The following is a 16,539-nucleotide window of genomic DNA, read 5'->3' on the forward strand; positions in this document are numbered from 1 at the left end:
CCACCGGAAAGGCAGTCATGCCCACTCCCCAGGACCTCGGGTTCGACCCCGACGAGCTGCGCGCCAGATACCGGGCCGAGCGCGATCGCCGGATCCGGCCCGACGGCAACGCGCAGTACCGGCGCCCGGAAGGAGAATTCAGCTCGTACGGCGCGGATCCCCACGCCGATCCGGACTACCGGCGGGAACCGCTGACCGACCGGATGGACGCGATCGTGGTCGGCGGCGGCTTCGGCGGCCTGCTCGCCGGCGCGCGGCTGCGCCAGGCCGGGCTCGACCGGATCAGGCTGATCGACGACGGCGCGGACTTCGGCGGCACCTGGTACTGGAACCGCTACCCCGGCATCCACTGCGACATCGAGTCCTATGTGTACCTCCCGCTGCTCGAAGAGGTCGGTTACGTACCGGAGTGGAAGTACTCACCGGGTGAGGAGATCCGGCAGCACTCGCGGGCGATCGGGCGGAAGTTCGACCTCTACCGCGACGCCTGCTTCCAGACCAAGGTGACCTCGCTGCGCTGGGACGACAACGAGGCCGAGTGGGTGGTGGAAACCGATCGCGGCGACCGGATGCGCGCCCAGTTCGTGGTGGTGTCCAGCGGCACGCTCAGCACGCCGAAGCTGCCCGGCATTCCCGGCATCGAGACCTTCACCGGGCACACCTTCCACACCAGCCGCTGGGACTACGACTACACCGGCGGCACCGCCGAGGGCGGTCTGACCGGGCTGGCCGACAAGAAGGTGGCCGTGGTCGGCACCGGCGCCACCGCCATCCAGGTGGTGCCGCACCTGGGCCGCGACGCCGAGCACCTGTACGTGTTCCAGCGCACTCCGTCCACTGTGGATGTTCGCGGGAACCGCCGCACGGACCGGGAGTGGGCGGCCTCGCTCACCCCCGGCTGGCACCGGCGCCGCCGCGACAACTTCCTCAGCGTGGTCACCGGCAGGCCCGCCGAGGAGGACCTGGTCGCCGACGCCTGGACGGGCAGCGCGCAGCTGCTGCAGAAGCTCATCCCGAGCGACTCCTACCCGGACCTCCCGGCCGAGCAGCGCGAGCAGCTCGAGGAGATCGTCGACTTCCAGAAGATGAACGAACTGCGCGACCGGGTGGACCGGCTGGTCGAGGACCGGGCGACGGCCGAGCTGCTGAAGCCGTGGTACCGCTACATGTGCAAGCGGCCCACGTTCAGCGACGACTACCTGGAGACCTTCAACCGGCCCGACGTCACCCTGGTCGACACCGCCGACCACGGTGGCGTGGAGCGGATCACCGAGCGCGGCATGGTGGTCGGCGACCGGGAGTACGAGGTGGACTGCATCATCTTCGCCACCGGCTTCCAGGTCGGCATTTCCGGGGTGCTGTCGGGAAAGCTGCCGGTGCACGGGCGTGGCGGCATCTCGCTGTTCGAGCACTGGGGACGCGGGCCGAAGACGCTGCACGGGTTCTACAGCAGCAAGTTCCCCAACCTCTTCCACCTCGGGCCCCTGCAGAACGCGGCGTCGGTGAACTTCGTGCACATCCTCGACGAGCAGGCCACGCACGTCGGCGAGGTGGTCGCCGAAGCGCGGCGGCGCGGCGTCCGGTGCGTGGAACCGACCGAGGAAGCCGAAAACGCCTGGGTGGCCACGATCGAGGAGAAGTCGGCGGACCAGTACAAGTTCCACCTCGAGTGCACGCCCGGTTACTACAACAACGAGGGCATGCCGCACCCGCGGCGGTTCTCCTACGGCGACGGGCCGGTCGCCTTCCACGAGGTGCTGCGCGACTGGCGCGCGAACCGGATGGACGACGTGCTGGCGGACGCCGAATGACCGGCACGCGGCTGACCCGGCCGAACCCGCTGCCCGGTTCGAACGGGGTCGCGTTCGGTCCGGACGGCAGGCTGCACGTGGCGCAGTTCCTCGCCGGGCAGATCAGCGCGGTGGACCTCGATTCGGGTGACGTCGAGGTGGTGGTGCCCGCGGGCGGCCCGGTGCAGTCGCCGGACGACCTGGCCTTCGGCGCCGACGGCTCGATGTACCTCACCGATCTGGTGCCGGGCCGGGTGTGGCGGCGCGATCCGGCGGGCGAGTTCCACCTGGTGTCCGGGGAACTGCGGCTGCCCAACGGAATCACCTGCGTCGGCGACCGGCTGTTCGTGAACGAGATGCGGCCGGGCGGCCGGGTGGTGGAGCTGACCGGCGGCACGGCGCGCGTGCTGGCCGACGGGCTGGCCATGGGCAACGCGATGCAGCTCGGCCCGGACGGCTGCCTCTACTACCCGCACATGCTGACCGGGCAGGTGCTCCGGGTACCGACCGACGGCGGCGCCCCGGAACTGGTCGCCGAAGACGTGCACGAACCGGTGGCCGTGCGATTCGACCGCGGCGGTGTGCTGCACGTGCTTTCCCGTGGCGCGGCGGGCATCGTCACCCGGATCGACCTGTTCGGCGACGGTGGCCGCTCGCTGGTGGCCAGTGGTGTGGTGGGGCTGGACAACGCGGCCTTCGACACCGAGAACCGCATGTTCGTCTCCAGCTACGCCAGTGGTGGCATCGCCGAACTGCACCCGGACGGCCGGACCCGGCAGGTGGTCGAACCGGGGTTCGGCGGGCCGTACGGGGTGACCGTCGACCTGGGCGGCCGGGTCTACGCGGGCGATCACTACCGGCTGGCGAGCCCCGATCCGGCGGGCGGTGTGCACACGGAGGAACTGCTGATCTTCACGCACGGCGTGGCCGCCGATGGTGGGGTGCTGCACACGACGTCGCAGTACGGGCAGGTGAGCACGTACGACCCGGAGACCGGTGAATCGCGGGCGCGCGCGAACGGACTGGCGCGCCCGATGGGGATCGCCGTCCGCGCGGATGGCGCGCTGGTGGTCGCCGAGGCGGACGCGGGCCGGGTGGTGGTGATCGATTCGGCCGACGAGGTGAGCATGCTCGCCGAAGGCCTCGACCACCCGGTGGACGTGGCGCTGGACGCCGCACAGCGCGTCTATTTCAGCGACGACCGGCGTGGCGGGGTGTTCCGGATCGACGAGAACGAGGTGGTGCCGGTCGCCGAAGACCTCGGCGCGCCGCAGGGCCTGGCCGTGCGCGGCGACGACCTGGTCACGGTGGAAACCACGCACGGCCGGTTGCGCGCGATCTCGCTGACCACCGGCGAATCCCGGATCGAGGCCACCGGCCTCGCGGTCTCACCACCACCGGCGGAGGCACGGGCCCTGTTCTGCGACGGCCTGCCGGGCGCGCCGATTCCGTTCGCCGGCCTGGCGGTCGGCCCGGATGACGCCCTCTACCTGGCAGCCGAGGGAATTGTCCGGTTTCCGGCCTGAGCGAAGTCCACTCCGGACGGCGGGTGGCCGCGGGCCGTGTGGTCTACTGACTGGCGCCAGCGCGTCAGTTGGGGGGACGAACATGCAGCCGGGCTACCCGCCACCGCAGGGAAATCAGGGATATCAGGGCTATCCGCAGGGCTATCCGCAGGGTTATCCCGGTTATCCGCCGCCGAAGAAGTCGAACACCGGGCTGATCGTCACGCTGTGCCTGGTGGGCGTGCTGCTGCTGGCGGGCCTGGGCGTGGGGGCGTACTTCCTGATCGACAGCGGCAGTTCCTCGTCGCGCTCGACATCGGCGGCCGCGCCGTCCAGCGCGGTAGGACCGGCGGACCGGTTCACCGACGTCCCCGTGTGCTCCGACGTGGAGAGCCGGGTCAGCGGGCTGCCGGAGAAGATGACCGACGAGGCGAAGGACCTGGGCACCTCCGACCCGGACGTCTCCATGTCCGGGCACTCGTGCCTGTGGGATTCCGGGGAGAGCCCGATCCGGGTGGAGCTGGCGATCCACCTGTCGATCTCGCTGCCGGGTAAAACCGGCGCGGGCACGGCGGCGGCGAGCCGCTACTACGACACCATGGCCGGACAGGGCACCCCCGGCGGTTCCGCCGACGTGCCCGGTGCCGACAAGGCCGAGCGCACCTCGTTCAACACCAACGAATGCACGGTGCACGTGCTGATCGGGAACGCCTACATCGGCGCCACCTACTACGCCGACGACGACGCCTCCATCAGCACGTCCACCTGCGAAGCCGACGTGCTCAAGGTCGCCAAGGCCGCCGCCGAGTCCCTGGGCCGCTGAACCTCAGTCCCGCGGCTCGGCCAGCACGACGTCCATAGCGGACTGGAGCTCGGCCAGGAAGGTCTCGAAGCGCGCGACCTCCTCGGGCGGGTACCTCGCCAGCAGCGCGGTCAGGTGCCGCTCCAGCGGGCCGAAGTACTCCCGGCCGGGCCCCTGGATCTCCGGGCTGCTCCGCAGCGTGACGATCCGCCGGTCGCTGCGCTCGCGGGTCCGGACGATGTGACCCGCGCGTTCCAGCCGGTGCAGCAAAGCCGTGGTGGCCCCCGAAGTCAGCGAGATCCGCTCGCTCAGCCGCGCCGGTGAGAGCGGACGGCCGTGGTCTTCGGCGTAGATGATTTCGACCAGCGCCGCCGCGTCGGTGACGTGCAGGCCCAGGTGGGCGGCGAAGCCCCGGGTGAACTCCGTGTAGTGCGCGCCGAAACCACGCAGCCCGTCCAGCACCCTGTCCACCGGCGTCTGCCCGCTGCCGGCCTTCTCCATGACCTCACCCCGTCAACCAATCCATCGCCCCCATATCGGGGCTAACCGGCTCCTCGGCGGCGAAACCGGCCAACGCGCCCAATGGGAGCCGGCCCGGCCCAAACCCGCGCGGAGTCTTATAAGACATCTGCTCGATCTCGGTCACGAAGGCGCCCCGCGAGCGGGGAAACGTCTCGCGGGAAATATTCTTGCGCGCGAGACGTTTACCCCGGTAGCGCCACCCCGGGCGCGGAGGACCACAGGAGGCTCCCCATGCAGTTCGGCATCTTCACCGTGAGCGACGTCACCACGGACCCCACCACCGGGGAGACCCCGGACGACACCCAGCGCGTGCGGTCGATGCTGAAGATCGCCCAGCACGCCGACCAGGCCGGGCTCGACGTCTTCGCCACCGGCGAGCACCACAACCCGCCCTTCGTCGCCTCCTCCCCGACCACGCTGCTCGGTTACCTGGCCGGGGTCACCGAGAACATCACGCTGTCCACCTCGACCACGCTGATCACCACGAACGACCCGGTGAAGATCGCCGAGGACTACGCGATGCTCCAGGTCATCTCCGACGGCCGGATGGACCTGATGCTCGGCCGCGGCAACACCGGCCCGGTCTACCCGTGGTTCGGCCAGGACATCCGCCAGGGCATTCCGCTGGCCATCGAGAACTACGCGCTGCTGCGGCGGCTGTGGGAGGAGGACGTGGTCGACTGGGAGGGCAAGTTCCGCACGCCGCTGCAAGGCTTCACCTCGACCCCGCGCCCGCTCGACGGGGTGCCGCCGTTCGTCTGGCACGGCTCGATCCGCAGTCCGGAGATCGCCGAGCAGGCCGCCTACTACGGTGACGGTTTCTTCCACAACAACATCTTCTGGCCGATGTCGCACACCGCGCAGATGGTGAACTTCTACCGGCAGCGGTTCGAGCACTACGGCCACGGCAAGGCCGATCAGGCCATCGTCGGCCTCGGCGGGCAGGCGTTCATCCGGAAGAACTCGCAGGACGCGTGGAACGAGTTCCGGCCCTACTTCGACAACGCGCCGGTCTACGGGCACGGGCCGTCGATGGAGGACTTCACCGCGAGCACCCCGCTGACCGTGGGCAGCCCGCAGCAGGTCATCGAGCGGTACGCGGGCATGCGTGACGGCGTCGGCGACTACCAGCGCCAGCTGTTCCTGGTCGATCACGCCGGCCTGCCGCTGAAGACCGTGCTGGAGCAGATCGACCTGCTCGCCGAGGAGGTCGTTCCGGTGCTGCGCGAGGAACTGGAGGCGAAGCGGCCGGAGCACGTGCCGTCGAACCCGCCGAGCCACGCCGACCGCGTCGCGGCCAAGCAGGCCAAGCAGGCCGAGCAGTCCGAACTTGTCTGAGCGGAGGACCCCGATGAACGAGTTCAAGATCGTCACCGTTTCGGCGGGGCTGCGGCAGCCGTCGTCCACCCGGTTGCTCGCCGACCGGCTGGGCGCGGCGGCCGTCGCCGCACTCGAGGCCGAAGGTGCCGAGGCCACCGTGGAAACCGTGGAGCTGCGCGAGATCGCGCACGACGTGGTGAACATGATGCTGACCGGGTTCCCGGCGGGCGGACTGCCGGAGGTGCTGGAGAAGGTCTCCGGGGCGAGCGGACTGATCGCGGTCAGCCCGGTCTTCACCACCTCGTACTCCGGGTTGTTCAAGTCCTTTGTGGACATCCTGGACAACGAGGCGCTGACCGGGCTGCCGGTGCTGCTCGGCGCGACCGGCGGCACGCCGCGGCACTCGCTGGCGCTGGAGTACAACCTGCGCCCGCTGTTCACCTACCTGCACGCCGACGTGGTGACCACCTCGGTGTTCGCCGCCACCGACGACTGGGCCGACGACGGCGCCCTGCGCGAGCGGATCGAGCGCGCGGGCGGTGAACTGGCGAAGAAGCTGCTCGGCGCCCCGCCCCGCAAACCGGCCGACGAGTTCAGCTCGGTGCCCAGCTTCGAGCAACTGCTCCGGGATTCCTAAGCGCTGTCGAGACGGTACTTACCGCTGAACTGGACGTGGTCGATCATGATCCGTTCGGCGGTGGTGCCGTCGCCCGCCTTGAGCGCCTTGAGCAGCTGTTCGTGCACGGTCAGGTGGTTGCGCGCCTGGTCGGGATCCAGCCAGAGGGAGGCGTGCGCGGGCACCGGGAAGTTGTTGCGCACGGCCCTGGCGTGCGCGCCGAGAAAGGCGGGGCCGCCGATGTCCGCGATGGCCAGGTGGAACTCGCGGCTCTGCTCGCCGAGCAGTTCGTAGCGGCCCGCCTCCTCGTCGGCGACCATCCGGTCGTGCATCGCCCGCAGCTGCGCCAGTTGCTCGGCGGTGATCCGCCCGGCGGCGAGTCGGGCGCCGAGGCCCTCGATCACGGCGCGCACGTTGTAGTACTCCACCAGCGCGTCGGCGGACAGGTCGATCACCGTGGCGCCGTGGTGCTGCTCGTACCGGATGAGCCGGTCGTTTTCCAGGCGCCGCAAGGCTTCCCGCACCGGCGTGATGGACACCCCGAGGCGCTGGGCGATCTCGGTGGCGCGCAGCGGGGTGCCACCGGAGATGCGGGCGTTGCGCAGGTCGTCGAGCAGCGAGGTGTAGACGTAGTCCGCCTTGCTCTGCGGTGGTCCGGCCATGCGCGAATCCCCTCTCGATACCCGCGGTGGCGACCACGCTACCGGGCGGGGTGGATGTGACCTGCACAACAGGATCCTGGCACTCCAGGGCCAGTCTTATAACTTATGAGTCATGAGCCCACTGTCGTCGCTCCGCGTTCTCGACGTCGCCACCCTGTTCGCCGGGCCGTCCGCGGCGGCCATGCTCGGGGACTTCGGCGCCGACGTGATCAAGATCGAGCACCCCCGCAAGGGCGACCCGGCCCGCGGCCACGGCCCGGCCGCCGAGGGCACCGGTCTCTGGTGGAAGTCGCTGGCCCGCAACAAGCGCGCCGCCGCGGTCGACCTGTCCGCCGAAGACGGTCAGGCGATCCTGCGTGACCTGGCCGCGCGCAGCGACGTGCTGATCGAGAACTTCCGGCCGGGCACGCTGGAGCGCTGGGGCCTCGGCCCGGCCGAACTGCACGAGATCAACCCGCGCCTGGTGATCGCGCGGATGACCGGCTTCGGCCAGTCCGGTCCGATGGCGAAGCGGCCGGGCTTCGGCACGCTCGCCGAGGCGATGAGCGGGTTCGCCTCCTCCACCGGTGAGCCGGACGGCCCGCCGGTGCTGCCGCCGCTCGCGCTGGCCGACGGCATCGCCGGGCTGGCCATGGCCTACGCGATCATGGTGGCGCTGGACGCGCGCGGCCGGACCGGTCGCGGCCAGGTGATCGACATGGCGATCATCGAGCCGATCCTGGGCCTGCTCGGCCCGCAGGTCACCGCGTACCAGGCGCTCGGCGTGCTGCCGCAGCGCACCGGCAACCGCTCCAACAGCAACGCGCCACGCAACACCTACCGCACCCGCGACGGCCGCTGGGTGGCGATTTCCACCAGCGCGCAGTCCATCGCCGAGCGGGTGATGCGCCTGGTCGGCAGGCCCGAGCTGATCGACGAGCCGTGGTTCGCCACCGGGCAGGGCCGCGTCGCGCACGTCGAAGAACTCGACGCGGCGGTGGCGGAATGGATCGCCGCGCGCGACAGCGACGACGTGATCGCGGCCTTCGAACAGGCGCAGGCGGCGATCGCGCTGGTCTACGACGCCTCCGACATCGTGCGGGATCCCCAGTACCGGGCGCTCGGCACGTTTCTCGACCTGCCGGACGAGGAACTCGGCGAAGTCACCATCCAGAACGTCCAGTTCCGGCTTTCCGAAACACCCGGCGAGATCCGGTGGCCCGGTCCGGCGAAGGGCAGGCACACCGACGAGGTCCTCGGCGAACTCGGCTACGACGCCACGCGCATCGCGGACCTGCGCGACCGGGGCGTGGTCGCGTGACCACCCCGCTCACCTGGCTCTACGTTCCCGGCGACCGGCCGGAACGGTTCGAGAAGGCCGCCGCCAGCGGTGCCGACGTGGTGCTCATCGACCTCGAAGACGCCGTCGCGCCCGCCGACAAGGACACCGCGCGCGCCACCGTCGCCGACTATCTCGCCCAGCCGCACGACGGGCCGCCGCGGCACGTGCGGATCAACGACAGCACCGATCTCGCCGCACTTGCGGGCTTGCCCGGACTCTCCGGTCTCCGCCTGCCGAAGGTGGAATCGACCGCCCAGCTCGACGCACTCGACGACGCGCTGCCCGCGGACTTCCGGGTGCACGTACTGATCGAGTCGGCACGCGGGCTCGCCGCGATGGACGAGATCGCCGCCCATCCCCGCGTCGCCGGTCTCGGCCTCGGGGAACAGGACCTGGCTTCGGCGCTGGCGCTCACCGCGCCCGACGCGCTGGACCACCTGCGACTGCGCGCGGTGCTCGCCGCCGCGGCCGCGGGACTGCCCGCACCGGCCATGTCGGTGCACACCAACGTCCGGGACGACGACGGGCTGCTGCACAGCACCCGGCGCGGCCGGGAACTCGGCATGTTCGGCCGCTCGGTCATCCACCCCCGGCAGATCCCGGTGGTGCGCCAGGCCTTCGCGCCGAGCGAGCAGGAGGTGGCCAGGGCCCGCGAGGTGGTCCGGGCCGCCGAAGCGGCCGGCGCGCGCGGGGCGATCGCCCTGCCCGACGGCACCTTCGTCGACCAGCCCATCGTCGACCGCGCACGCCGCGTCCTCGAACTGGCCGCGCGCCTGGCTGCCTGAAACTTCCAACGCCCGCGCCACGAAGGAGTACACATGGGCGTCGCCGTCTGGGCGCTGATCACCTACATCGCCGTCATCGTGGTCTGGAACGCCGTCCTCAAGCGCAACATCGGTGAGGCCATGGTGCTGGGCTTCGTGGTGGTCTGCCTGTTCGGCGGGACCGACGCGCTTTCGCTGGCCGCGGCAGGCATCGCCGACGCCGCCGCCGAAGAGGTCGTGTTCGCCGCGCTCGCCTTTGTGTTCATGGGCTACCTGCTCACCGAACTGGGCCTGATCGATCGCCAGGTCACCCTGCTCAACGCCGTTTTCGGGCGGATGCGCGGTGGTTCCGGGTACGTCTCGACGGCCGCATCCGCGCTGCTCGGCGGCCCGGCCGGGTCCGGGTCCGGCATCGCGGCCTCGGTCGGCTCGGTGACCATTCCGTGGATGGTCCGCTCGAAGTGGCGGCCCGATCTGGCGGCGAGCCTGGTCGCGGGCAACGCCGGGCTGGGCATCTCGATCCCGCCCAGCTCGTCGATGTTCCTGCTGCTCGGCTCGGCCGCGGTGGCGCCGGTGCTGACCGCCGACCAGCTGCTCGTAGGCGCCTTCGCCGGTGGATTGTGGACGGTGCTCTACCGGTTCCTGGTGGTCTTCATCTGGGTCCGCAGGCACAGGATCAGCCGGGTGGAGCCCGAGGGCATCGTGCCGTTCCGGGTGGCCTGGCGGCAGGGCTGGACCTCGCTGCTGGTCTACGCGGGCATCGCGATCCCGGTCTTCCTCACCGTCGAAACCGGGCAGAAGCTGCTCGAAGGGTGGATCGGCGAGGACGCGGCGGGCGAGATCAGCATCGTGGTCTGGATCCCGGTGCTGATGATCATCGGCACCATGCTGGTGGCCTGGCGGCGGCTGCCGCGCACCGGCCGCGCCTGGACCGAGCTGCTCGGCGCGATGGCCCCGAAGTACGCGATCATCGGCGCCACCCTGTTCTTCGCCTTCGCCGCGGCGGCCTGCCTCGGCGAACTCGGCCTGGTCGCCGAGCTGACCGGGCTGATGGAGCGCATCGACGCGCCCGCGGTGGTGATCGCCGTGCTGGTCGGACTGCTGATCGTGATCATCTCCGCGCCGCTGACCGGTACCGCGACCATCGCCGCGGTCGGCGGGGTCAGCTTCAGCGCGCTGATCGCCGCGGGCGTGCCACCGGTCGCCGCGGCGGTGGCCATCCTGATCTTCGCCTCCACCGAGGGCGCGTCCCCGCCGGGCGCGGCGCCGATCTACATCGCCGGCGGCATCGCCGGGGTGGACCCGGCCAGGATGTTCGTCCGGCTGATCCTCTGGTTCGTGCTGCCGGTGCTGCTGATCGGCGTGCTGGTGGCCGTCGGCGTGCTGCCCGTCTTCGCCTGATCCCCTGGAGTCCCCGATGAGCGAATCGAAAACCCGCACCCTGCTCAAGCGCGTCACCATGCCGGTGTTCAAGCTCGGGCTGGTGGTGTTCCTGGTCCTCGGTGTGGTGCTGGTGCTCGGCCAGGCCGCCGGGATCGTGGCCGGGAGCGGCGCCGTGGTCGAAGGCGTGGCCGGGGTGCTCGCCGTGCCGATGACCACCGCCGCCGCGATCACCGGACTGCTCGGCTTTGTGCTGTCCTACCTGCACAACTGGTCGGCCGGAGAGGACTGACCACTGTGGTTCCGGCCACGTTCTCCTAGGCCGGGCGGGGCTGGGCAGGTGCCCGTTCCGGTGTTGTGGCAGCCTTGGTTGTCGACATCGGAGCAGTTTCGGAGAATTCTTTGCAGACCAGCGCGGTAGCCGAACGCCCTCCAGAACCGGCGCTCGCCAAGGCGCCGGCGCTGGCCTGGCGCCCGGTTTCGGCGGTCGCCGGCGCGGTCGCGGCGTTGCTGCTGGGGACCAGCTGGCGCTACGGGTTCTTCGGTGACGAACTGTACTTCCGGGCCGCCGGACGGCACCTGGGCAGCGGGCTGGCCGACCAGCCGCCGCTGGTCCCGCTGGTGGCCCGCGCGATGGACCTGCTCTTCGGCCAGTCCGTGGTCGGCACCCGGCTGCCGATCATCGCGCTGGTGGTCGCCGGGGTGTTCCTGTGCGCGCTGATCGCCAGGGAACTCGGCGGCGGCAGGCTGGCGCAGCTGCTCACCGCCGGCGTTTTCGCGGTCTCGCCGTTTTTCATGTACGGCGCCGGGCACACGCTGTCCACCCAGTCCTTCGACTCGTTCTTCTGGACGCTGATCAGCTGGCTGGTGGTGCGCTGGGTCCGCAAGCGCGACGACCGGCTGCTGCTCTGGGCCGCGCTGGCCACCGCGGTCGGCCTGCAGGCCAAGGTCATGCTGGTGGTGTTCTGGGCAGGCATCGCGATCGCGGTGCTGCTGCTCGGCCCGCGCAGGATGCTGCTGAAGAAGCAGTTGTGGCTCGGCGCGCTCGTCGCCGCCGTGCTGGCCGTGCCGTTCCTGCTCTGGCAGCGCGCCCACGGCTGGCCGCAGGCGGCGATGACCGAGGTCGTGGCCAAGGAGATCGAGGCCGAGGGCGGCGGCAAGGAGACTTTTCTCCCGGTCGCCTTCTCCTTCGTGGCCGGGCCGCTGGGCGCGGCGCTGTTGTGCGTCGGCGTGCTCGCCCTGCTCTTCGCGCCGACGCTGCGGCCGTTCCGCTTCTACGGTCTCGCCACGGCGGGCATCATCGCCGTGTTCTGGTACAACGACGGGCGGCCGTTCTACATGGCCGGGCTCTTTGTGGTGTGCTGGGCGGCCGCCGCGGTGGTGATCGAGCAACGCGAGCCGAAGCGCGCGCAGGTGCGCTGGATCGCCGGGCCGATCTACGCGGTGTGCGGCGTGCTGATGCTGTGGGGCCTGCCGAGCGGGCCGCCGATCTGGCCGCTGTCGCACTACGCGAACCAGCCGTTCAGCCCCGCGAACATGCCGCTGGAGGAGTTCGGCTGGCCGCACATGGTGGACGCGGTGGAACGCGCCTATCTCGCGGTGCCGGAGTCCGAACGCGCCAACACGACCGTGCTCGCCGGGCACTACTGGCAGGCGGGCGCACTCGACGAGTACGGGCCGGAACGCGGCCTGCCCGAGGTGCACAGCCCGCACCGCGGTTACTGGTACTTCGGCAGCCCGCCCGAGACGGCCACCACCGCGATCGTCGTCGGCTTCTCCCCGGAAGACGCCGAGGGCCTCTTCGCCGAGGTCAAGCCGGTCACGCTGGTGGACAACGGCGAGCAGATCAACAACGGCACCCAGGGCCAGGCCGTCTACATCTGCCGCGGCCCGCTTCGATCGTGGGCCGACACCTGGCAGTACATGAGCCCGATGCAGTCCTAAGCGCTGGCGTCGGCGAGCACTTTCTCGATCACCTCTCGCTGGTCGGCTCGCGTCGTGTCCTGGGACAGCGTCAGCAGGGCCTTCCACAGGGCCCAGCCGCGGGCCCGCGCCCAGGTGCCTTCGTCCTGGCCGACCGCCTCGCGGAAGGCCGCGCGGCTCCGGTCGTCGAGCATCGTCCAGGCGAGCACCAGCTCGCAGGCGGGATCACCGACGCCCGCGGTGCCGAAGTCGATCACCGCGGTGAGCTTTCCGTGCTCCACCAGGAGGTTGCCGAACGCGAGATCGCCGTGGAACCACAACGGCGGGCCGTCGTACCGCGCTTCCAGCGCCGCCGCCCACACGCGGGCGGCGGCCGCGGTGTCCACCTGACCGTCCAAGATGGACAGACAGCGCCGGGTTTCCCCGTCGTAGTGGGCGGGCGGGGTGCCGCGGTAGAAGCAGTGCGCCCCGGCGAGCGGGCCGCCGGTGGTGTCGCAGCGCTGGAGCGCGCGGATGAACTCGGCGACCGACACCGCGAACGCGGGCAGGTCGTGGATCCGCTCGGGCGCCGCGGTCTCACCGGGTAGCCAGCCGCGGATCGACCACGGGAACGGATATCCCTCCCCCGGCTCGCCCCGGCCGAGGATCGCCGGCACGGCGACCGGCAGTTCGGGCGCCAGCCGCGGCAGCCACTCGTTCTCCTTGTCCACCGCGGCCACGTAGACCTCGGCGGTCGGCAGGCGCGCGGACATCGTGTCGCCGAGGCGGTAGGTCCGGTTGTCCCAGCCGTCGACCTCGACCGGGGTCACCTCGAGGTGCCGCCACTCCGGGAACTGCGCGGCGACCAGCCGCCGCACCAGCGCGGCGTCGATCCCGGCACGACCATCCACAGCCATGCCCCGATGATCTCGGACGGGTCAACGGATTTAGTCCCTTTACAATACAGAGCAGTACTGTATTGTTATTGCCGTGAGCACAGCCGGTCGTCCACGAAGCCGCGAAGCCGACGCCGCCATCCTGGCCGCCGGACTCGAACTGTTCCTCGAACGCGGCGTCGAGGCGTTCAGCATCGAGCAGGTGGCGCGCCGCGCCGGCGTCACCAGGGCGACGGTGTACCGCCGCTTCCCGGACAAAACGCGCCTGCTGCTGGCCTCGATCGAGTCGGCGTACGGAAATCCGCCGGAGAAACCGGAGATCCGCGACCTCGAACACCTGCTCACCGCCTGGGCGCAGGTGCTGGCCGACCCGGCGCAGCGCCGCCTGCTCCGGCGGCTCTACGGCACGATCGAGGACTATCCCGAACTGGCCGCCGCATACCGGAACCAGCTCGGCGACCACCGCGACGACGCCCGCCGGGCCGTGCTGGTCCAAGCGCGCGACCGCGGCGAACTGCCCGCCGACACCGACCCGGACGTGCTGCTGGACCTGCTGGTCGGCGCGGGCTGGCAGCACCTGGCCACCCGGCCCGACACCACGTCGGCCGTCGAAACCGAACGATTCCTGCGTGCCGTCTGCCACCAGGCGGGTTACCGGCCGAGTTAGGAGACACCACCATGCCCACCGCCGACCTCGACGCCCAGCGCCGGACCCGCGCGTTCGCGCGTGTCATCGGCCCGTACGTCGCCGTGTTCACCACCGTCTACACGATCCGGCTGCCCTCGCTCCAGGGGCTGACCAACGAGTTGTTCGCCGATCCGGTGCCGATACTGATGCTCGGCGCGCTGATGCTGGGCGCCGGACTGGTGATCATCGGCGGGCACCGCAGCTGGCGGGGTCCGCTGGCGATCACCATTTCGCTGTTCGGCTGGTTCGTCGCGATACGCGGCTTCATGCTGATCGCCATCCCGGACACGGTCTCCTCGGCCGTGGACGCCACCATGCTCTCGCCAACGGCCCTGCTGCTGGCGCGGTTGTTCTTCGGCGCACTGGCCGTGATGGGCCTGATCCTCACCTACGCCGGCTGGTTCACCCAGCCGCGAGCCCCGCACGCGAACGCCTCACCCGCCTGAGTTCGCGAATAACCGCAGCTCAGCGCATTCCACCACCCCGGATTTGCATGACTATTCCGTTGCATGCATACTCTTGCCATGTCCAAGGTTCTCACCTCCCTGCCCACCGGCGAACGGGTCGGCATCGCCTTCTCGGGTGGCCTCGACACCTCGGTCGCGGTCGCCTGGATGCGCGACAAGGGTGCGCTGCCGTGCACCTACACCGCCGACATCGGCCAGTACGACGAGCCCGACATCGCCTCGGTGCCCGGCCGCGCGACGGCCTACGGCGCGGAGATCGCGCGTCTGGTCGACTGCCGCGCGGCACTGGTCGAGGAGGGCCTGGCCGCGCTGAGCTGCGGCGCGTTCCACATCCGCTCGGCCGGCCGGGTCTACTTCAACACCACCCCGCTCGGCCGCGCGGTCACCGGCACCCTGCTGGTGCGCGCCATGCTCGAGGACAACGTGCAGATCTGGGGCGACGGCTCCACCTTCAAGGGCAACGACATCGAGCGGTTCTACCGCTACGGCCTGCTCGCGAACCCGCAGTTGCGCATCTACAAGCCGTGGCTCGACTCGGCCTTCGTCACCGAACTCGGTGGCCGCAAGGAGATGTCGGAGTGGCTGCAGGAGCACGGCCTGCCCTACCGCGACAGCACCGAGAAGGCGTACTCGACCGACGCCAACATCTGGGGCGCCACCCACGAGGCGAAGACCCTCGAGCACCTGGACACCGGCATCGAGACGGTGAGCCCGATCATGGGCGTGCGGTTCTGGGACCCCGAGGTGGAGATCCCCACCGAGGACGTCACCATCGGCTTCGACCAGGGCCGCCCGGTGAGCATCAACGGCAAGGAGTTCGGCAGCGCGGTCGAGCTGGTGATGGAGGCGAACGCGATCGGCGGGCGCCACGGCATGGGCATGTCGGACCAGATCGAGAACCGGGTGATCGAGGCCAAGAGCCGCGGCATCTACGAGGCGCCGGGCATGGCCCTGCTGCACGCGGCCTACGAGCGGCTGGTCAACGCCATCCACAACGAGGACACGCTGGCGCAGTACCACAACGAGGGCCGTCGCCTCGGCAGGCTGATGTACGAGGGCCGCTGGCTGGACCCGCAGGCGCTGATGGTGCGGGAGTCGCTGCAGCGGTGGGTCGGCACGGCGGTGATCGGCGAGGTGACGCTGCGGCTGCGGCGCGGGGACGACTACTCGATCCTCGACACCACCGGCCCGGCGTTCAGCTACCACCCGGACAAGCTGTCGATGGAGCGCACCGAGGACTCGGCGTTCGGTCCCGGCGACCGGATCGGCCAGCTCACCATGCGCAACCTGGACATCGCCGACTCGCGCGCCAAGCTGGAGCAGTACGCCGGGCTCGGCCTGGTCGGCAGCACGCACCCGAAGCTGATCGGGGCCGCGCAGGCGGCGTCGACCGGCCTGATCGGGGCGATGCCGGAGGGCGGCGCCGAGGCGATCGCCTCCCGCGGCCGGGCCTCCGGCGACGCGGTGCTGGACCGCGCCGCGATGGAGTTCGGCACCGACTGAGTCCTCGCTCGCCCGCGCCCCGGCCGTGCCGGGGCGCGGGTCAGCGGTGGCTGAGCACGTTCACCACGCGGCCGTCGGGGTCGCGGACGAAGAACCGCCGCACGCCCCACTCCTCGTCCTGCAGCGGGTGCACGATTTCCGCGCCACTGGCCAGGAACTCGGCGTAGGCGGCGTCCACATCGTCCACTTCGACGCTGACCTCCGGGCACACCGGCGCGGTCTTGTCGGCGGTCATGAAGCTGAGCTGCGCTCCCGGATTGTCCGGTGAGGCCAGCGTCATGATCCAGCCGTGGTTCATCACCTCCTCGAAACCGAGCAGGCCGTAGAACTCGCGGTTCTCCCGCTCCTTCTCCGACTGGACGACGGGCATCACTCGGCGCACGGACACGCGCCCAGTCAAC

General features: G+C 70.5%; 17 protein-coding genes. 13 read left to right on the forward strand and 4 right to left on the reverse strand.

Going from position 1 to position 16,539, the window contains the following annotated elements; translation table 11 throughout:
* Window positions 1-17: 17 nt before the first annotated feature.
* The 3 genes from YIM_RS37305 to YIM_RS37315 all read left to right on the forward strand — a co-directional run bounded on the left by YIM_RS37305 (window position 18) and on the right by YIM_RS37315 (window position 4,118).
* Window positions 18-1,811 carry an NAD(P)/FAD-dependent oxidoreductase gene (locus YIM_RS37305; RefSeq protein WP_153034852.1) on the forward strand — a complete coding sequence of 598 codons (1,794 nt, stop codon included), beginning with the start codon at window positions 18-20 and terminating at the stop codon, window positions 1,809-1,811.
* Window positions 1,808-3,316 (forward strand): PQQ-binding-like beta-propeller repeat protein, encoded by a 1,509-nt coding sequence (locus YIM_RS37310; RefSeq protein ID WP_153034853.1) that lies wholly within the window; start codon window positions 1,808-1,810, stop codon window positions 3,314-3,316. The genes YIM_RS37305 and YIM_RS37310 overlap by 4 nt, the downstream gene beginning before the upstream one ends.
* Before the next feature lie 82 nt (window positions 3,317-3,398).
* Window positions 3,399-4,118: a hypothetical protein gene (locus YIM_RS37315; RefSeq protein WP_153034854.1), complete on the forward strand. Its 720-nt coding sequence runs from the start codon at window positions 3,399-3,401 to the stop codon at window positions 4,116-4,118.
* A gap of 3 nt (window positions 4,119-4,121) precedes the next feature.
* Here the strand turns inward: YIM_RS37315 and YIM_RS37320 are convergent, their stop codons facing one another.
* Window positions 4,122-4,598 carry a MarR family winged helix-turn-helix transcriptional regulator gene (locus YIM_RS37320; RefSeq protein ID WP_153034855.1) on the reverse strand — a complete coding sequence of 159 codons (477 nt, stop codon included), beginning with the start codon at window positions 4,596-4,598 and terminating at the stop codon, window positions 4,122-4,124.
* A gap of 252 nt (window positions 4,599-4,850) precedes the next feature.
* On the opposite strand from YIM_RS37320, the gene YIM_RS37325 reads away from it, so the two are divergent.
* A complete protein-coding gene (locus YIM_RS37325) occupies window positions 4,851-5,957 on the forward strand; it encodes an LLM class flavin-dependent oxidoreductase (RefSeq protein ID WP_153034856.1) in 1,107 nt (368 codons plus the stop codon).
* Between the two features lie 13 nt (window positions 5,958-5,970).
* Window positions 5,971-6,576, forward strand: a complete 606-nt coding sequence (locus YIM_RS37330) for an FMN reductase (RefSeq protein ID WP_153034857.1) — start codon at window positions 5,971-5,973, stop codon at window positions 6,574-6,576.
* Here YIM_RS37330 and YIM_RS37335 read toward each other — a convergent pair.
* A complete protein-coding gene (locus YIM_RS37335; RefSeq protein WP_153034858.1) occupies window positions 6,573-7,217 on the reverse strand; it encodes a GntR family transcriptional regulator in 645 nt (214 codons plus the stop codon). The two genes, YIM_RS37330 and YIM_RS37335, sit on opposite strands and share 4 nt — an antisense overlap.
* 112 nt (window positions 7,218-7,329) lie before the next feature.
* Between YIM_RS37335 and YIM_RS37340 the strand changes: the two genes are divergently transcribed.
* From YIM_RS37340 to YIM_RS37360, 5 genes are all read left to right on the forward strand, one after another.
* The gene (locus YIM_RS37340) at window positions 7,330-8,517 is read left to right on the forward strand and encodes a CaiB/BaiF CoA-transferase family protein (protein WP_153034859.1); all 1,188 of its coding nucleotides are present in this window, start codon (window positions 7,330-7,332) and stop codon (window positions 8,515-8,517) included.
* Window positions 8,514-9,323, forward strand: coding sequence for a CoA ester lyase (locus YIM_RS37345; RefSeq protein WP_153034860.1), 810 nt, complete (start codon window positions 8,514-8,516; stop codon window positions 9,321-9,323). Before YIM_RS37340 ends, YIM_RS37345 begins: the two co-directional genes overlap by 4 nt.
* Window positions 9,324-9,356: 33 nt before the next feature.
* A complete protein-coding gene (locus tag YIM_RS37350) occupies window positions 9,357-10,703 on the forward strand; it encodes a TRAP transporter large permease subunit (RefSeq protein ID WP_153034861.1) in 1,347 nt (448 codons plus the stop codon).
* 16 nt (window positions 10,704-10,719) lie between these two features.
* Window positions 10,720-10,974 (forward strand): hypothetical protein, encoded by a 255-nt coding sequence (locus YIM_RS37355; protein ID WP_153034862.1) that lies wholly within the window; start codon window positions 10,720-10,722, stop codon window positions 10,972-10,974.
* Between the two features lie 65 nt (window positions 10,975-11,039).
* Window positions 11,040-12,626 (forward strand): glycosyltransferase family 39 protein, encoded by a 1,587-nt coding sequence (locus YIM_RS37360; protein WP_194239876.1) that lies wholly within the window; start codon window positions 11,040-11,042, stop codon window positions 12,624-12,626.
* Here YIM_RS37360 and YIM_RS37365 read toward each other — a convergent pair.
* The gene (locus YIM_RS37365) at window positions 12,623-13,501 is read right to left on the reverse strand and encodes an aminoglycoside phosphotransferase family protein (protein ID WP_153034864.1); all 879 of its coding nucleotides are present in this window, start codon (window positions 13,499-13,501) and stop codon (window positions 12,623-12,625) included. The genes YIM_RS37360 and YIM_RS37365 overlap by 4 nt on opposite strands.
* Before the next feature lie 73 nt (window positions 13,502-13,574).
* Between YIM_RS37365 and YIM_RS37370 the strand changes: the two genes are divergently transcribed.
* The 3 genes from YIM_RS37370 (at window position 13,575) to argG (ending at window position 16,138) form a co-directional block, all read left to right on the forward strand.
* Window positions 13,575-14,147 (forward strand): TetR/AcrR family transcriptional regulator, encoded by a 573-nt coding sequence (locus YIM_RS37370; protein ID WP_153034865.1) that lies wholly within the window; start codon window positions 13,575-13,577, stop codon window positions 14,145-14,147.
* A gap of 11 nt (window positions 14,148-14,158) precedes the next feature.
* Window positions 14,159-14,614 (forward strand): hypothetical protein, encoded by a 456-nt coding sequence (locus YIM_RS37375; RefSeq protein WP_153034866.1) that lies wholly within the window; start codon window positions 14,159-14,161, stop codon window positions 14,612-14,614.
* A 78-nt stretch (window positions 14,615-14,692) separates the two neighbouring features.
* Window positions 14,693-16,138: an argininosuccinate synthase gene (gene argG / locus YIM_RS37380; RefSeq protein ID WP_153034867.1), complete on the forward strand. Its 1,446-nt coding sequence runs from the start codon at window positions 14,693-14,695 to the stop codon at window positions 16,136-16,138.
* A 40-nt stretch (window positions 16,139-16,178) separates the two neighbouring features.
* Here the strand turns inward: argG and YIM_RS37385 are convergent, their stop codons facing one another.
* Window positions 16,179-16,526: a VOC family protein gene (locus tag YIM_RS37385; RefSeq protein ID WP_153034868.1), complete on the reverse strand. Its 348-nt coding sequence runs from the start codon at window positions 16,524-16,526 to the stop codon at window positions 16,179-16,181.
* Window positions 16,527-16,539 lie beyond the last annotated feature (13 nt).

Source organism: Amycolatopsis sp. YIM 10, from assembly GCF_009429145.1.
Classification (GTDB): domain Bacteria; phylum Actinomycetota; class Actinomycetes; order Mycobacteriales; family Pseudonocardiaceae; genus Amycolatopsis.